General features: G+C 46.1%; 15 protein-coding genes. 9 read left to right on the forward strand and 6 right to left on the reverse strand.

From position 1 onward, the window contains the following. Positions 1-46: 46 nt before the first annotated feature. Entirely contained in the window at positions 47-883 is an 837-nt protein-coding gene (gene panB, locus EEX84_RS07845) for a 3-methyl-2-oxobutanoate hydroxymethyltransferase (protein ID WP_123165063.1), read from the reverse strand. Positions 884-1,530: 647 nt separating this feature from the next. Between panB and EEX84_RS07850 the strand changes: the two genes are divergently transcribed. Next, positions 1,531-2,823, forward strand: coding sequence for a murein hydrolase activator EnvC family protein (locus EEX84_RS07850; RefSeq protein WP_420812565.1), 1,293 nt, complete (start codon positions 1,531-1,533; stop codon positions 2,821-2,823). A gap of 141 nt (positions 2,824-2,964) precedes the next feature. After that, positions 2,965-3,420, forward strand: coding sequence for a universal stress protein (locus tag EEX84_RS07855; protein WP_123165065.1), 456 nt, complete (start codon positions 2,965-2,967; stop codon positions 3,418-3,420). A gap of 63 nt (positions 3,421-3,483) precedes the next feature. On the opposite strand, the gene EEX84_RS07860 is transcribed toward EEX84_RS07855, so the two are convergent. Further along, positions 3,484-4,548, reverse strand: a complete 1,065-nt coding sequence (locus tag EEX84_RS07860) for an SDR family oxidoreductase (protein WP_123165066.1) — start codon at positions 4,546-4,548, stop codon at positions 3,484-3,486. Between the two features lie 211 nt (positions 4,549-4,759). Here EEX84_RS07860 and EEX84_RS16580 point away from each other — a divergent pair, with 211 nt between their 5' ends. Further along, the gene (locus EEX84_RS16580) at positions 4,760-5,437 is read left to right on the forward strand and encodes a hypothetical protein (protein WP_192892934.1); all 678 of its coding nucleotides are present in this window, start codon (positions 4,760-4,762) and stop codon (positions 5,435-5,437) included. After that, complete coding sequence (locus EEX84_RS07870) at positions 5,434-5,958, forward strand: peroxiredoxin family protein (RefSeq protein ID WP_123165067.1); 525 nt, start codon at positions 5,434-5,436, stop codon at positions 5,956-5,958. The genes EEX84_RS16580 and EEX84_RS07870 overlap by 4 nt, the downstream gene beginning before the upstream one ends. A 240-nt stretch (positions 5,959-6,198) precedes the next feature. Here EEX84_RS07870 and EEX84_RS07875 read toward each other — a convergent pair whose 3' ends face one another. The 4 genes from EEX84_RS07875 to gnd form a co-directional block, all read right to left on the reverse strand. After that, positions 6,199-6,720: a GNAT family N-acetyltransferase gene (locus tag EEX84_RS07875; RefSeq protein WP_123165156.1), complete on the reverse strand. Its 522-nt coding sequence runs from the start codon at positions 6,718-6,720 to the stop codon at positions 6,199-6,201. A gap of 439 nt (positions 6,721-7,159) precedes the next feature. Further along, positions 7,160-8,704 carry a gluconokinase gene (gene gntK / locus EEX84_RS07880; protein ID WP_123165068.1) on the reverse strand — a complete coding sequence of 515 codons (1,545 nt, stop codon included), beginning with the start codon at positions 8,702-8,704 and terminating at the stop codon, positions 7,160-7,162. Positions 8,705-8,769: 65 nt separating this feature from the next. After that, positions 8,770-10,110: a GntT/GntP/DsdX family permease gene (locus EEX84_RS07885; RefSeq protein ID WP_123165069.1), complete on the reverse strand. Its 1,341-nt coding sequence runs from the start codon at positions 10,108-10,110 to the stop codon at positions 8,770-8,772. 36 nt (positions 10,111-10,146) lie between these two features. Next, complete coding sequence (gnd, locus tag EEX84_RS07890) at positions 10,147-11,031, reverse strand: phosphogluconate dehydrogenase (NAD(+)-dependent, decarboxylating) (RefSeq protein WP_123165070.1); 885 nt, start codon at positions 11,029-11,031, stop codon at positions 10,147-10,149. 154 nt (positions 11,032-11,185) lie between these two features. Between gnd and EEX84_RS07895 the strand changes: the two genes are divergently transcribed. The 5 genes from EEX84_RS07895 (at position 11,186) to EEX84_RS07915 (ending at position 16,194) form a co-directional block, all read left to right on the forward strand. Beyond that, complete coding sequence (locus EEX84_RS07895) at positions 11,186-12,037, forward strand: MurR/RpiR family transcriptional regulator (RefSeq protein WP_123165071.1); 852 nt, start codon at positions 11,186-11,188, stop codon at positions 12,035-12,037. Between the two features lie 136 nt (positions 12,038-12,173). Next, positions 12,174-13,406, forward strand: coding sequence for a dicarboxylate/amino acid:cation symporter (locus tag EEX84_RS07900; RefSeq protein ID WP_123165072.1), 1,233 nt, complete (start codon positions 12,174-12,176; stop codon positions 13,404-13,406). Positions 13,407-13,576: 170 nt separating this feature from the next. After that, entirely contained in the window at positions 13,577-14,419 is an 843-nt protein-coding gene (locus EEX84_RS07905) for an aldo/keto reductase (protein WP_158599089.1), read from the forward strand. A gap of 171 nt (positions 14,420-14,590) precedes the next feature. After that, the gene (locus tag EEX84_RS07910) at positions 14,591-14,989 is read left to right on the forward strand and encodes a MarR family winged helix-turn-helix transcriptional regulator (RefSeq protein WP_192892935.1); all 399 of its coding nucleotides are present in this window, start codon (positions 14,591-14,593) and stop codon (positions 14,987-14,989) included. Further along, entirely contained in the window at positions 14,986-16,194 is a 1,209-nt protein-coding gene (locus EEX84_RS07915; protein ID WP_123165074.1) for an MFS transporter, read from the forward strand. The genes EEX84_RS07910 and EEX84_RS07915 overlap by 4 nt, the downstream gene beginning before the upstream one ends. Positions 16,195-16,232 lie beyond the last annotated feature (38 nt).

A 16,232-nucleotide genomic window follows, 5' to 3' on the forward strand; every position in this document is an offset into this window, starting at 1 on the left:
GAGGCGGGTCTTTTGTGGACATGAACATTGTATATTTATTTTCTGGTTATCCTTTGCCGCCGTACAGCTGCTGCAGCTCGTCTTCTTTCATGGTAAAACGGTGTTCTTCTGCCGGGAACTCCCCCGACTTCACTTCCGTTACGTAAGCGTTCAAACCATTCTTCATAATTTCACCAGCTTCAGCGTAAGAGCGGACAAATTTCGGCAAATGGTGTGATCCGTATTTTAAAATGTCGTGATACACCAACACTTGTCCATCCGTCTCACTGCCGGCGCCAATGCCGATGACCGGAACCGATACAGCAGCTGTCACTTCACGCGCCAGCTGATACGGAATGCATTCAAGCACAATCAGACAAGCACCTGCCGCTTCGCACGCTTTTGCATCATCAATCAATTTTTTGGCAGCATCCGCTGTCTTTCCTTGTACACGGTAACCGCCAATGACACCTGCCGTTTGTGGAAGCAGACCGAGATGTGCGACTACCGGAATGCCGGTGCGTGTCAGTAAACGTGTAACCTCCACCACTTCATCCGCACCTTCCAGCTTCAATGCTTCGGCACCGGTCTCCTGGAAAATCCTCATGGCATTATCCAGTGTGCGGTCTACGCTTCCCTGGAACGACCCAAACGGCATGTCGACCACGAGAAAAGTGTCCTGTGCGCCCCGGCGTGCCGCTTTTCCGTGATGAATCATATCATCGACTGTCACTTTCACTGTGGACTCGTAACCGAGCACGACCATGCCGAGCGAATCTCCTACCAGGATCACGTCGACGCCTGCTTCTTCCGCCTGCTTTGCCGATGGATAATCATAGGCGGTCAGCATTGCGATTTTTTCGTTTTGTTGCTTCATTTTGATGAACGTTCCGGTATTCTTCATCATTTTTCTCTCCTTTCGGGGAGAAAACCGTTTAAAAAGCCCTTCTGTTCCAATATGGACAGAAGGGCAGTAAATTCCGTAATTGGTTTCCTCCGTCCCTGTCATTCATAAGATCAAGGCAGACTTATTCAGTTGCATTACCCATTTTACTGCCGGTGCAGTTCGCAAGCGATACTGCCCTCGTTTCCACTATATCAGAAATGACAATAGTCTGACAATACAGAGTGTCGACAGAAGGATACATCAGCCACCCATTAAAAAACGCACAATGAAATTCTTCAGACATTTCGGGTTTCCCTATTGAGGAACTGCGATTCTATCCTTCTTCACATCAATCCTGCTTCCTATTAAGACAGACTGCTGTATTTTTGGCTCTCTAAAATCCTGTGCAAAGATGAAAGATATATAACTATATCATTTTATTAACCTTTTAATTCCATATTATTATTAGACTTTAGTTAATTTTTCCTTTATTACACGCTGTTGCGAGTTTGAATTGAGATTGATATAAAACTGTAATAAAAAAATATGTTTGAAGTGATACAATAATCACTGCCTGTAATTTTCGGGGAATAATATAACCTACATATAAAATCGCAAGAAGACAGTGGAAGGAGAAAGAGAACGTGAATTTAAAATTCAAATGGATGACAGCATTGATAGCGACTTTATTAATCTTTACGACGCTGCTCCCAACGGCATATGCCGATACTTTAAGTGACTTAGAGAAAAAAAAGCAGCAAGCTGAACAAAAGCAAAGTGAATTGAATTCCGGTATTCAGCAGAAAGCCCACGAGTTATCGGAAAACCAAACAGAGCTGGAAAAGATCATCAGCAAAATCGAAGAGCTGGATGGCAAAATCCAGGAAACAGAAGACAAAATTGATTATGTACAAGCGGAAATCGATCAAACAAAAGCAGAAATCGAAGAACTGAAAGCTTCGATTGAAGAACTTGAGAGAAAAATCGCGGAGCGGGAAGAGTTATTGAAAGAACGTGCCCGTGCTATTCAACTCAGCGGCGGTTCTGTGGATTACATAGATGTATTGCTGGGAGCCAACAGCTTTGTTGATTTTATCGACCGTTTTTCTGCTGTAAATACATTGATCGAAGCAGACCGCGAAATCATGCGGGAACAAGCGGAAGATAAAAAACTGCTGTCCGAGCAAAAAGCGGAAGTGGAAACAAAGCTGGCGGAACAAGAGGAAAGAAAAGCCGAACTGGTGGAACTCAAAGACTCCCTTGATGACCAAAAAGAGCAACAAGCGCAACTTGAAAAAGAGTTGAAAGCGGAACAAAACCGCTTGGCAAAAGAAAAAGCCGACCTGGAAAAAGAGCATAACAAAGTCGCTGGCATCAGCGCCGATCTGGAAAAACAAATTTCCAAAGAGCAAGCAAGATTAGCAGAATTGGCAAGAAAAGCCGAAGCAGAACGGAAACGCAAACAGGCTGCCGAGAGAAAAGCACAAGCGGCAGCTGCTGCTAAATCCAATGTCTCGTATGCAGCGTCTACAGCTTCAGTAGCTTCTGGAAGCTCCAACTTTATCCGCCCTGCACAAGGCCGGCGCACTTCCGGATTTGGTGGACGCGATATCGGAGCAGGCGCAGAATCTCACCTGGGGCTTGATATTGCAAATGTAACAGGAACACCAATTGTAGCAGCAGCCAGCGGATACGTTTCCCACGCTGGATACATGGGCGGTTATGGAAATGTGGTCATTATCACCCATTCAATCAACGGCCGTTCGTATGCAACCGTATATGGCCATATGAATTCCATCAATGCCCGAGTTGGACAATCCGTATCACAAGGACAAAATATTGGAGCAATGGGCAGCACAGGACGCTCGACCGGTCCTCACCTTCATTTTGAAATCCATGTTGGTTCATGGAATGGTGCACGCTCCAACGCAATCAATCCAGCTCCTTATATTTACTGACCCGAACAGCCTGTATCTTTGATGCAGGTTGTTTTTTTGCTTCGGTCTCCCTTCATAGTTTTTCATCAACAAACTTCCTTGAAAGCAGGAACTGGCTTCCCTGGTAGCGAATGTTCTATTTAAAACAAGGAGGCGTAGAAAATGACTTTACGATATTCACGGGTATTAGTGGCAGCTGACGGGTCAAAAGAAGCGGCTTGGGCAGTAAAAAAAGCGATTGATATCGCAGTTCGGAACCGGGCAGCTTTGTACTTAACGTATATCATTCATGACAATGCATTCGGCATGATTGAAGCATACGACCGGACGAGCGGAGCGCGCGAAAAAAGCTATGCCAAGGAATTGTTGGCCGGTTATCAGGAAAAGGCAGTTGAAGCCGGAGTGGAACAGGTGGATATAATCATTGAGCGGGGCTCTCCTAAAATTCTGATCCCGCAGGAATTGGCGCCCAGAATCGGAGCAGACCTCATTGTCTGTGGAGCCACCGGGTTAAATGCGGGAGAACGGCTGATTTTAGGCAGTGTCTCCGAACGGATAGTCCGCTATGCAAAATGTGACGTCCTGGTGGTCCGGACTGATGATTTGGTAACGGGATGACACGTAGTGGAAAACCGCTTTGCTTTCTTAGAGCAAAGCGGTTTTCCGTTTACACCGGATGCATCAGTTGTTCTGATTGACAGCAGCTTTCCAGATCATCGATCCGATTCCCGCGATGATGACAGCGGAAAGGACAGGATGCTTTTGAGCTTTTACGTAAAAGCTGTCTGAACGCACCCATCCTTTGTTCGTTCCCCTTTCATGCATTCCGTAGCCTGGTCGATATAACGCATTGTCTTCAACCGACCGAGAAGGCCTGTTGGATTGCTGGGTACGATACATGGTGGTTTCCATGAACTTATCGGTGAATCGCGGAGCCAGTAAACCGAGCATCGCACCAAATTTCGCCTGCGATCCGACGTACAAATCCCGTTTTGGATGCTGAGCTGCGTACAGTACAGCTTCTGCTACCACTTCCGGCGCATACATCATGCCGATATGGGCAGGTTGCTTGATCAAATAGCTTCTGGCATGCTCATTGTATGGTGTATCGATTCTTCCTGGATGAATCAGCGTGACAGAAACAGGGGCACTTTCTTTTTCAAGTTCCATCCGAAGGTTTTCCGTCCATCCATGCACGGCAAATTTGGCGGCGGAATAAGTCGATTGAAGGACTACTCCTCTATCTCCGTAAACCGTTCCCACATTGATCAACGCACCTGGAACTCCTCTTTCTTTAAAATGCTTGACCGCCGCTCTTGAACCATATACGACGCTCCAGAAATTGGTGTCGAAAGCCCGCTTCATGTCTTCAATGCCGACTTCCATCGCTTCTCCGAAGATGGACAACCCCGCATTATTGACCCACGTATCAAATGTTCCAAATTCGCGTATCGCCGCTTCGGCAATCCGGTTAACATCCTCTTGCCTTCCCACGTCTGCCGTTACCCATACAGCATCATGGCCTTTGCTTCTCAGTTCATCAACCAGTTGTTTCAATGCTTCTTCGTTTCTCGCAGCCACCACCACTTTCGCCCCTTTTGAAGCGGCCATTCTGGCAGTCACTAAACCAATTCCGCTTGAGGCACCGGTAATGACAATCACTTGGTCTTTCATCTTTTTCAAGGAAAGCTTTTTGAAGTTCTTTTTCCGGTAGTTCGCACGGTGGTCCAGTTGTTTACTGTCCATTACTGTTCTTCCTCCTCAACTGCAGTTTACCTCCTTTTTACCCGTTAGTTTGCCGGTTCAATCTTATTATTGATATTGCAAACAAATGTGTAATCTGAAAAACTGCCATAAGACCGTCACTTTTGCGAATGAAACCAATACGCTCAGCACCTCTCTACTAAGTGAATTCGTTATACTGGGGATAGACTTGCAGGAAAACAGGGGTGTTTCTATGATTGTGGCAAGTAAATTCCTATCCATCTTCGTTATTGTCATTAGCGTGGCAGCTGGGATCGCATCTTTTTATCTATTGGATGCCGCTTCAAAAGAACAGAAGAAAAAACGAATAGAAACTATTATTTCCCAGCTGGTTAATTTTGTCCTTTTTTTGTGGTTGGCGAAAATATTATTGAATCTTTCATTGTTTATACAGGATCCTCTTGCAGTACTTGCATACCCTGCTGATTCCAGTGCTTTTTATTTGGCGGTGCTGTTCAGTTTCGGACTTATTTTCTACCAGTCCAGAAAAGGGACAATACAGGCTTTTCTTTTTGTCCAGTCTATTATCTATGTGCTTGTGACAGCTGCATTTGTCTATGAGTTTATCCAGCTGATATGGTTCGACAACTCCCTCTCTGTCGGGAACCTGGTGCTAATGGCTTTGCTGCTGTTGTTGTTCTTCTTTTTTAAAGAGCGGATATCACCGTCTTCGCTCTTTATCGTTGTACTTGCAGCTTTCGGCATCGGAATGGGTGCGCTTCATTTACTGCAACCCTATATGGCAATTTTCGGGTTCCTGATGGCACCATGGTTTATTGGTGTATTTGTATTGACCGGCTTTGTCTTAATCGGTTTCAGTCGAAGAAAAGGCCAATCTGAGGAAGACCGTATGGGAGGTATCCAACAATGAAAAAAACAGTATTTATTTTGCTGATTGCAGCCATGCTTTTCTGGGCTGTCTTTGATTTTGTCACTGCTCCGGAAGAAGCGGCAGATACAGACAGCGACACAGGGTTAGCAATCGGCCAAACAGCGCCTGATTTCGAATTGACAACAGCGCAAGGCGAGACGATGCGTTTGTCAGATTATCGGGGACAAAAAGTGTTCATCAATTTTTGGGCGACCTGGTGTCCGCCTTGCCGTGCGGAAATGCCGGATATGCAAAAATTATATGAACAAACCGATATTGAAATTTTGGCAGTCAATTTAACCGATACGGAAAGCAGCGCGTCAAAAGCGGCGGAGTTTGTGGAAGAGTTAGGACTCACCTTTCCCATTCCGATGGATGAAGAATCGACCGTTTCTGATCTGTATCAGGTGCGGGCCTATCCCACTTCTTACATGATTGATACACAAGGCCGCATTTCTTATGTAGCCCCTGGAGCTTTGAATTACGACAAAATGCTGCAGGAAGTCGAAAAAATGGACTGATAGGAATTGTGGATAAAGAAGGCGTCAAGTTTTATCCACATGTGGGTAAAAGACTTCATCTTTGATTTTCAGTTATCCACAATAATTTTCCTGTAAAAGAAAGACACTACGCTGCAGTTCTCGAAAGCAGCGTGCTGTTTTTCTTTTTTAGACTTTAAGAAGGACTGGAATACAGAAGTGGTATTCGGGAATATTACTCTTTTTTGTACTGGTGAAATAGAACGAGAGAAAAGACTGACCTTACATTTCCTCTTTCTTTTTCTCTAAAACATACACACAAACAAGCTGGCCCGATATCCAGCTTTCCTTTTCCAATTCCATCCCTATTTTTTCGGCAACTTTTCTGGAAGCCTCATTCCCTCGCTGGATCAACGATACCAATCTATGTTTTCGGAGTGTAGTAAAGCCATACTCCGCGAGCGCTTTGGCCGCTTCCGTGGCATATCCCTGTCCCCAAAAATCCGGAAATATCCAATAACCAATTTCGGTTTCCTCTACTCCTTCCACTATTTGAGGAACAATTCCGGCATGACCGAGGCGCTTGCCATCACTTTTCCGAACCAGCAGCCGCAGGCCCAACTCCGGATTTTCTTCATAACCCCGGTAAATCCAATACAAAAATCGAAGCGCCCCCTCCCTGTTACGGGTTTTACCGTCTCCAATAAAGCGCATCATTTTCGGATCAGCTGTCATCGACGCCAAAAAGTTAAAATCTTCATCGGTATAGAACCGAAACTGCAGCCTTTCTGATTGAATATTCATAATTCCGTTTTCCTTTCTTTGGCGTGATTCATTTTCCAATCAAGAGACCGAGAAACCTCTTCCATCAATAAGTTTCCCTAATTGAATATTCATCTGTTCCTGCTTGCCGATGTTCCACGTGAAACAAAAATAAATACCAATCGCTCTTTCTTCAATCAAATTCAGGAGGCTTAATTCGCGCTTCTTTCTTTAAGTAAGCCGTTTCATCTGGTTTATTGTAGCATCCTTCAATCACGTTTATAATCTTTCATTCTATTTTCTGACAAATTCCCATTCAATCAAAGCAGCTGAAAGGCCCGGCTTCGATGAATTCCATTCAAAGAAGTTTTGGGATTTCTCAACATAAAAAACCCGCGACCAGTTGCAAATGGCCACGGGCATTTCTTATTCAATCGTTGTTTTCCCAGCTCGGCGAATTCCAACTGCCGCCTTTACGTTCCTATCCCAAATGCTTTCTTTGGAAATCTGAAATACTTTCGTACTCCTCGGTCAAAAGGCGCGACAGCCGGATATAAATTGGCAGCAGTTCTTTATAGATTTCGCTTGTTGCTGCGTTTGGATGGTGCGTATGCGTTTCACCAATCATATCGGAAACAATGCTGAAGTCGTCGATTTCCCCCACTGCGTACATGCCAAGAACGACCGCCCCCAGGCAGGAACTTTCAAAGCTTTCAGGAACAATTACCGGTTTGTCAAAAACGTCTGCCATAAGCTGGCGCCACATTTCAGAACGGGCAAAACCACCGGAAGCCTGGATGCGTGTCGGTTCTCCTGCCAATTCTTCAAGAGCCAGCAGGACCGTGTATAAGTTAAAAACGATGCCTTCCAGCACAGCGCGGATCATGTGCTGTTTCTGATGGTGGATGCTGAGCCCGAAAAACGAACCGCGTGCATTGGCATCCCAAAGCGGCGCCCTTTCCCCAGTCATATAAGGATGAAACAGCAGACCATCCGACCCTGGATTGACGGTGGAAGCAATTTTCGTCAGCACATCGTATGGATCCATACCGAGGCGCTTTGCCGTCTCCACTTCCGATGATGCAAGTTCATCACGAAGCCACCGTAAAATGATACCGCCGTTATTGACCGGTCCACCGATGATCCAATGGTTTTCCGTCAAAGCGTAACAGAAAGTCCGTTCTTTTGGATCGGTTTTCGGCACAGGTGAAACTGTACGGATAGCACCGCTCGTTCCAATCGTCACTGCGATAACGCCGGGTTCGATGGCATTCACCCCCAGGTTTGCCAGGACTCCGTCGCTTGCCCCCACAATGAATGGTACATTTTCCGGAATGCCCATAAAAGCGGCAAATTCCGGTGCTAAACCCTTCATCTGATGTGTGGTCGGAACCGGTATCGCCAAGTGGTCCGCCGTAACGCCGGCAACATGCAAAGCTTCCTTGTCCCAATCGAGCTGCTCTAAGTTGAACAAACCGGTTGCTGAAGCAATGGAATGGTCGACGACATATTCACCGAATAATTTATGAAAAATAAAACTTTTGATACCGATGAACTTAGCTGCGCGCTCACATACGTCCGGCTTTTCCGCTTTCAGCCAGACCAATTTGGAAAGTGGTGACATGGCATGAATGGGTGTTCCGGTGCGCAAATATATTTCATGTCCATTCATTTCTTGTTTAATGCGTTTTGCATGTTTTGCGCTTCTGGTGTCTGCCCATGTAATGCTATTCGTTAGAAGATTTCCTTTTTTATCGACTGCAATTAGGCTGTGCATCGCCGAACTGAATGATACCAGCTTCAATGTTTCCGGGCGAATAGCACTTCTCCGTACCGTTTCACGGACGGCAGCGAGCACGGCTCGGAAGATTTCTTCGGGATCCTGCTCCGCTGTCACCGGATTCGGTGTATGCAACGGATACAGAACCGTCTCACATTCCATCACTTTTCCTTGTTTGTTGTACAGAACGGCTTTTGTCGAAGTCGTTCCGATGTCCACTCCTAAATAATAGGATTGTTCAGGCATGTTAGCCCTCCTTTATACGCATAGAAAAAGAAAAAGGAATGATTCCTTTTTCTTTTCCGGGATTACTAGATGAAAAAGCTTATGATTAATACTACCACGAAACCGGTAAGTCCGATGATGGTTTCCATAATCGTCCATGACTTTAATGTATCTTTGACACTCATGCCGAAGAAACGGTTGACGAGCCAGAACCCAGAATCATTGACATGGGACAGGACAGTCGCACCCGCAGCAATGGCAATGACAATCAGTCCGAGAGCGGGCCCTTCCATACCAGTGATTTCCAGAAGAGGTGTGATCAAACCGGCAGCTGTGACCATGGCAACCGTTGCAGATCCCTGCGCGACACGGACGGCCGTTGCAATCAGAAAAGCCAGGACAATCGGCGGAAGTGCAGAGCCACCCATCATTTCACCGAGTACCTCACCGACACCCGAATCGATCAGAACTTGTTTGAAGACGCCACCCGCTCCAGTGACAAGGATAATAATCCCTGCAGGTTCCAGCGCTTTTGTCGCAATCTCCTGCACTTCCTGACGTGAATAACCACGACGTGTTCCAAGAAAGTAAAATGTCATCATTGTAGCAATTGTCAAGGCGACGAATGGATGTCCAAGGAACGTCAAAATTTCACGGACCGTATTCCCTTCATCCAATAACACAGCAGACAAAGTATTAAATAAGATCAACACGAGCGGAATCAGAATCAGTGAAATAATCATGCCGAAACTTGGCAATTCCTTATCGTATTCACGCTCTTCAATTTCCATATAATCCGGTATTGCGACTTGAATCCGTTTGCCGATAAAACGGCCGAACATCGGACCCGCTAAAATCATTGATGGGATCCCGGCGAGGACACCAAATAAAATGACCCAGCCCAGTTCCGCTCCTACGAGCTCTGCAACTGCAATCGGTCCCGGTGTAGGCGGGATAAAACTATGTGTAACAGCAAGACCTGCCAGCAGCGGGATGCCGTAATGCAAAAGCGACTTGCCGGTCTTTTTCGCCAAACTATAGACGATCGGTACAAGGATAATGAAGCCAACGTCAAAAAATACAGGAATCGCTACAATAAAACCGGTGATTCCAAGCGCCCATTGTGCTTTGTCTTCCCCGAATTTTCCGATCATCGTCGCAGCCAGACGTTCTGCTCCGCCTGATACTTCCAACATCTTGCCAAACATGGCACCAAGTCCGACAACAACTGCCACAAAACCGAGCGTACCGCCCATCCCGTTCTGGATGGACTCAATAACTTGGCCAAGCGGCATGCCGGCTGCAATACCGAGCAGCAAACTAACAAGTAAAAGTGCGACAAACGCATGCAACTTCGTGCGGATCACCAAAAACAGCAGCACAAAGATGCTGGCAACCGCCACCAAAATTAATGTTGAACCTGACAATGTATTTCCTCCTCAGTAAGTGAAGCATTTTGTGTATTATTTTTTCTCGACTGCATGCCCGCCAAATTCATTGCGCAGCGCGGCAACCACTTTTCCTGTGAACGTATCGTCCTCAAGCGAACGGTAACGCATCATAAGCGACAGCGTGATGACAGGTGCCGGCACATTCAAGTCGAGCGCCGTTTCCACCGTCCATTTTCCTTCTCCAGAAGAGTTCATGACGCCTCTGATGCCTTCCAGTTTCTCGTCTTTTGAAAAGGCGTTCTGCGTCAGTCCCATCAGATACGAGCGAATAATGGAACCGTTGTTCCAGACGCCGGCAACGTTTTCATAGTCAAAATCAAATTCGCTTTTGTTCAGAATCTCAAAACCTTCCGCGATGGACTGCATCATTCCGTATTCAATGCCATTATGGACCATTTTCAAAAAATGACCGCTGCCCGATTTTCCGGTGTAAAGGTAGCCTCCTTCAACTGAAATGTCCTGGAATAACGGTTCAATGTCCTTGAATTTTTCCGCGTCTCCGCCGATCATCGAACAAATGCCATGTCGTGCACCTTCTGTTCCCCCACTTGTACCGCAGTCGAAAAAGAAAAGCCCTTGTTCCTGAAGTTCAGCCGCGCGACGGACCGTGTCTTTGTAATTCGAGTTTCCGCCATCAATGATTGAATCCCCTTCTTCAAGAAGCGTTTTTAACTCCTCGATCACGCTTTCTGTCACTTGTCCTGCAGGTACCATGAGCCAGATGGTCCGCGGTGCTTCAAGCGCTTCTACTAGTTCTTTTATGGAAGCAGCCCGATTGAAACCGCTTTCTTCTATTTCTGCCTGTTTATCATAGCCGATGACTTGGTGATTATGATCCGTTAAATTGAGTGCCAAATTCAGACCCATTTTCCCTAAACCGATAACTCCGATTTGCATAGTTGTTCCTCCTAGAAGTAAAAGAATATTTTTCCGTATTGAGTTTATTATATCAAATATTTTTCCGCGCACAAGCATGGTATTGTATAATTAGACAAAGTAAACACAAATTTTCTATAGATAGAATAACCATATAGAAACGAGGCTTTAATTTATGAAAGAACAACGATTCGCGCTGGCTGCGGTACGGGGCAGTTACCGCCATTTCAGCGACAAAGAAAAAAAGATTGCCGATTTTATACTTGAAGATCCGCGCAATATCATTCATCTGACCATCAACCAAATAGCCGATGAACTGGGATTGGCGGAATCTACGGTCTTCCGCTTTTGCCAACGCATTGGCTTTAAAGGTTTTCAGGCATTCAAAATTTCACTGGCTGCAGAAGTGGTCGCTCCTTTAAAGGATATTCACGAAAAAATCGAACAAGGCGACAGCGTTCAAAGCGTAACGGAAAAAGTATTCCGGTCAAATATCAAAACCTTGGAAGATACATTGCAGATTGTTGATGGCGAAGCACTGGAAAAAGCGGTGGCGGTTATTTTGAAGGCCCGGAAAGTGGAGTTTTTCGGAAATGGCGGTTCCGCTATCGTCGCCATGGACGGTTATCACAAATTTATCCGCCTCGGCGTGCATGTGACGATGGCTCTGGACTCCCATATGCAGCTTATGGCGGCTTCCCAAATGACACCAGATGATGTGGCAATTGTCGTTTCCCATTCCGGTTCCACCACTGATGTACTGGATGTCCTGCGCATTTTAAAGGAAAAGAATGCAACCGTCATTTGTGTCACCAATTTCGCAAAATCACCGCTGTCAAAAGATGCGGATATCGCTTTGTACACCATTTCCGAAGAAACAGATTTCCGTTCGGAAGCTTTAGCGTCCCGTATCGCCCAGCTCAGTCTGATTGATGCCCTGTATACGAATCTGATGATAGCCCGTGGTGATGAAGGCAAAAAAGCGCTCCATGACATGCGCGAAGCAATATCGCAAAAGCGGCTGTAAAACCAGAAACCGAATTGTGCCGGAATTGCGCGCAATTCCTTTGACACCCTGCCTCTTCTCCTATATCTTAGAAAGATGAATTCCGACTAAAACTATAAACTTTCTAAATAGATTCGGAGTTACAAGGAGGCTGGTTATGAAAACCATTTGGAAAGCATATATAAATGCATCGTTAATTTTTAAAATCACCATCGCATTACTGCTCGGCATCGGAGTGGGGCTTGTTTTTGGCGAAGAAGCGGTGGTGCTGGCTCCGCTTGGTGATTTGCTGTTGAGCCTGCTGACGTTCCTGATCATCCCGCTTATTTTGTTTACGCTGATTGTTGGCGTCAACCAGACGGGAATCAGTGATCTTGGGCGCATGGGCGGAAAAGTGTTCCTTTACTATGCATTGAGTTCTGCATTTGCCATCATCGTCGGGCTGACTGTCGCCACTTTGCTGCAACCCGGAACCGGCATGCAATTGGACGGCAGCGAGACATTCGACGTGCCGGAAAACCCCGGCATTATCAGCGTTCTCTTGAGCATCGTCCCATCCAACATCTTCACTGCTTTCAGCGAATTGAATTTGCTGGGCATCATCTTTACAGCTCTTGCGTTCGGAATCGCTATCTCCTATATGCGCAGCTCGACTGAACTTGGGGACCTTGGCGGACATATCTACAAAACCGTCAATGCGTTGAATGAAGCGACGCTGCTCGTCTTGAAAGTGATCCTTCAGTATGTGCCGATCGGTGTGTTTGCCATAATGGCTGAAACCGTCGGCAACCAGGGCTTGGACACGCTGTTCTCGTTAGGGGAAATGGTGGTTGTTTTGTATGTGGCATTGATCGCTCAAGTGGTTATCTACACGATTCTGCTGCTGCTTTTCAAAGTGAAGCCGGGCGCATTTTTCAAATATGCAAGGACGCCGATGATTACGGCATTTGTTACACAAAGCAGCTCCGGCACATTGCCTTTGACGCTGGATGCGGCGAAAAATATGGGCTTGCCGAAAAGCTTGTACGGCTTTAGCCTGCCACTTGGTGCGACCATCAATATGGACGGCGCCGCTATCCGCATCGCAGTTTCAGCAGTGTTTGCGGCCAATGTCGTCGGAGACCCCCTGACAATCTCTGAGATGCTGATGGTGGTCTTAGTTGGGACACTCGCTTCGATCGGAACCGCAGGCGTTCCTGGAGCCGGCATCGTCATGATTGCCACCGTCTTTGTCCAGCTTGGTTTGCCGATGGAAGCCGTCGCTTTGCTGACAGCCATTGATGCCCTCGTCGGTATGGGCTGTACCGCCTTAAACGTCACCGGCGACTTGGCTGGAACAACTTTGATCAATCAAACCGAAGAAAAGAAGCAAAAGACCGCTGCTCAATAAAAAAGTGACTGCTTTTCTAAGCAGTTGCTTTTTACCATCAGTTTACCCTTCGTCATGGACAGACTTGTTTCTTTTGTTTTCCATCAGGGTATACAGAACTATTCTTGTTTTTTGCTCAAAGAGCAGCTGCAAGTTTTCCAAAACAACAAACAGTTCGGAGGTTCGGCATTATGACAAGAACTCTGCAAGACGTAGTAAAATTACAAAGCGGCGCCGAAATGCCTTGGTTCGGCTTGGGTGTATTCCGCGTCAAAGAAGGCCCTGAGCTGGTAAACGCCGTTAAAACGGCGATTAAGCTGGGCTACCGAAGCATTGACACTGCCGCCATATATGGCAACGAAGAAGGTGTCGGCCGGGGAATTCGTGAAGGCATCAAAGAAGCAGGAATCAGCAGAGAAGACTTATTCGTCACTTCAAAAGTATGGAACACCGATTTGGGCTATGATTCGACACTCGCAGCCTATGATACAAGCCTGAATCGTCTCGGGCTCGATTACCTCGATCTGTATCTGATCCACTGGCCGGTCGAAGGGAAGTACAAAGAAGCGTGGAAAGCGCTGGAAAAGCTTTACAAAGACGGACGCGTCAAAGCGATTGGCGTCAGTAACTTTCACGTCCATCATTTGGAAGATTTACTGCAGGACGCGGAAATCAAACCAATGGTCAATCAAATTGAATACCACCCTTATTTGACACAAAAAGAACTTCAATCTTATTGTGTAGAGCAAGGCATACAGCTGGAAGCATGGTCGCCGTTGATGGCTGGTGAATTACTGGAACAGCCGGTCCTTCAGGAGCTGGCGGATAAATACAATAAGACAGTCGCTCAAATCATTCTTCGTTGGGATTTGCAGACAGGTGTCGTGACCATCCCTAAATCGACGAATGAGCAACGGCTGGCGGAAAACGCGGATATTTTTGATTTTGAACTGAGCATAGAAGATATGGAACAGATTGAAGCGTTGAACCGCAACACACGCGTCGGTCCAGATCCCGACAACTTTGATTTCTAAATTATTGGAAGCCCCTTTAAAAGGCGGCTTCTTTTTTTGGTTTAAAAAGCTGGACAACAGGTGGATTTATTGATAATTTATTATAGTTACCTTAGATAACAATTACCCAAGGAAACTATAAAAGGAGGAAATTTCATCACTGCTTATAGAGATTTTTTTCATCAACTTCTTATGCTGTACCGGCCTTTTGAAAGCCAGCTCAATGTTCAGCTGGCCAAGCATGATTTGTATAGAGCCCAGTGGTCGGTTCTTCATTACTTAGCAACTAACGGGTCGGCGACACTAGTGGAGCTCGCCCATTACCAACGAGTGGAAAAGCCGACCGTTACACGCACAGTGACACGCCTCGAAGAACTTAACTACCTGGAGCATATTCCGGGTAAGGACCGCCGCGAAAAACGGGTGCGATTGAGTCCCCTCGGAGAAAGCCTTTACAAAGAGGTCCGGCTTACAGTCGATCAATTCGAACAGGAGATTCTCAAAGGCATTTCAGAAAAAGACCAACTTGCTGCTATTCAGATTATGAAAGAAATACGCAGTAATTTAATCAGCAAGGAGACTGTAAAGTGACACAAATTAAGCCTAAATTATGGACCAAAGATTTTATCGTTGCTTCTACCATAAATTTTTTCTTAGTCCTCATCTTTTATCTGTTGGCCGTGACCATTGCTGTCTATGCCGTCGAAGAATACGGTGCCTCGACCAGCGAAGCCGGTCTTGTGACAGGAATTTTTATCATCGGCGCTTTGGTGGGCCGGCTGTTTATCGGACGTATTATCGATTCAATCGGACGCAAAAAAACAATAGTCATCGGTCTCATTTTATTCACGTTGACAACATTGCTTTATTTCCTGAGTTTAGGCCTGTCATTCTTACTGCTTACCCGTTTTTTACACGGCATGACGCTGGGAATGGCCAGTACAGGAGCGGGAACGATTGCAGCGCAGATTATCCCGATGGCACGAAAAGGCGAAGGCATAGGTTATTTCAGCATGAGTGCCACTATGGGCACAGCACTAGGACCTTTCATCGGTCTCTACATGAGTCAGCGTGCCAGTTTTGAAATGATTTTTGGAGTCTGTCTGCTGCTGGGCGTCATCAGCCTGATTATCTCTTTATTTATTTATGTACCGCCAGTCGAATCTCCTTCTGAGAAAGGTATGCCGAAAGGGTTTCAATTATCCAATTACATTGAACCGAAAGCTTTACCGATTGCCGTTATCACGCTGGTTTCAGGACTTTGTTATTCCGGTGTTTTATCATTTATCAATTTTTATGCAATTGAAGTCGATTTGGTGGAAACGGCCAGCTTTTTCTTTGTGGTTTATGCGATTGCCGTACTTCTTTCCCGTCCTTTTACAGGTCGTTTAATGGACCGCAAAGGAGCAAATTTCATCATGTATCCGGCATTCTTGTCTTTAGGAGCCGGATTAGTGCTGCTCAGCACAGCGAACACCAGCGCCATGTTATTGTTGGCGGGTGTACTGATCGGACTGGGATTCGGCAACATCCAGTCCACTACACAAGCGGTCGCCGTCAAATTGACACCGCCTCATCGTATGGGTCTTGCCACTTCCACGTTCTTCATCTTCATGGACGCAGGACTCGGATTCGGACCTTACGTCCTCGGTTTTCTTATTGCAATGACGGGTTATAGCACACTTTATGTTATCCTTGGCGGTGTAGCATTGGCCACTTCCTTTTTGTATTACTTGTTGCACGGCAAGAAAGAACGAGCCAGCAAAGCGGAAAATCCCGCTTTCGATACAGTATAACTTCATAAAACCAGGAACCCCTTTGAGAATTTTTTCTC

It is taken from the genome of Planococcus salinus, from assembly GCF_003719725.1.
Taxonomy (GTDB): domain Bacteria; phylum Bacillota; class Bacilli; order Bacillales_A; family Planococcaceae; genus Planococcus; species Planococcus salinus.

What these genes read in the sequence shown, in the direction of transcription:
- panB (WP_123165063.1), bottom strand. Translation starts at nt 883, where the DNA reads ATGAAGAATACCGGAACGTTCATCAAAATGAAGCAACAAAACGAAAAA.
- EEX84_RS07850 (WP_420812565.1), top strand. Translation starts at nt 1,531, where the DNA reads ATGACAGCATTGATAGCGACTTTATTAATCTTTACGACGCTGCTCCCA.
- EEX84_RS07855 (WP_123165065.1), top strand. Translation starts at nt 2,965, where the DNA reads ATGACTTTACGATATTCACGGGTATTAGTGGCAGCTGACGGGTCAAAA.
- EEX84_RS07860 (WP_123165066.1), bottom strand. Translation starts at nt 4,548, where the DNA reads ATGGACAGTAAACAACTGGACCACCGTGCGAACTACCGGAAAAAGAAC.
- EEX84_RS16580 (WP_192892934.1), top strand. Translation starts at nt 4,760, where the DNA reads ATGATTGTGGCAAGTAAATTCCTATCCATCTTCGTTATTGTCATTAGC.
- EEX84_RS07870 (WP_123165067.1), top strand. Translation starts at nt 5,434, where the DNA reads ATGAAAAAAACAGTATTTATTTTGCTGATTGCAGCCATGCTTTTCTGG.
- EEX84_RS07875 (WP_123165156.1), bottom strand. Translation starts at nt 6,720, where the DNA reads ATGAATATTCAATCAGAAAGGCTGCAGTTTCGGTTCTATACCGATGAA.
- gntK (WP_123165068.1), bottom strand. Translation starts at nt 8,704, where the DNA reads ATGCCTGAACAATCCTATTATTTAGGAGTGGACATCGGAACGACTTCG.
- gnd (WP_123165070.1), bottom strand. Translation starts at nt 11,031, where the DNA reads ATGCAAATCGGAGTTATCGGTTTAGGGAAAATGGGTCTGAATTTGGCA.
- EEX84_RS07895 (WP_123165071.1), top strand. Translation starts at nt 11,186, where the DNA reads ATGAAAGAACAACGATTCGCGCTGGCTGCGGTACGGGGCAGTTACCGC.
- EEX84_RS07900 (WP_123165072.1), top strand. Translation starts at nt 12,174, where the DNA reads ATGAAAACCATTTGGAAAGCATATATAAATGCATCGTTAATTTTTAAA.
- EEX84_RS07905 (WP_158599089.1), top strand. Translation starts at nt 13,577, where the DNA reads ATGACAAGAACTCTGCAAGACGTAGTAAAATTACAAAGCGGCGCCGAA.
- EEX84_RS07910 (WP_192892935.1), top strand. Translation starts at nt 14,591, where the DNA reads ATGCTGTACCGGCCTTTTGAAAGCCAGCTCAATGTTCAGCTGGCCAAG.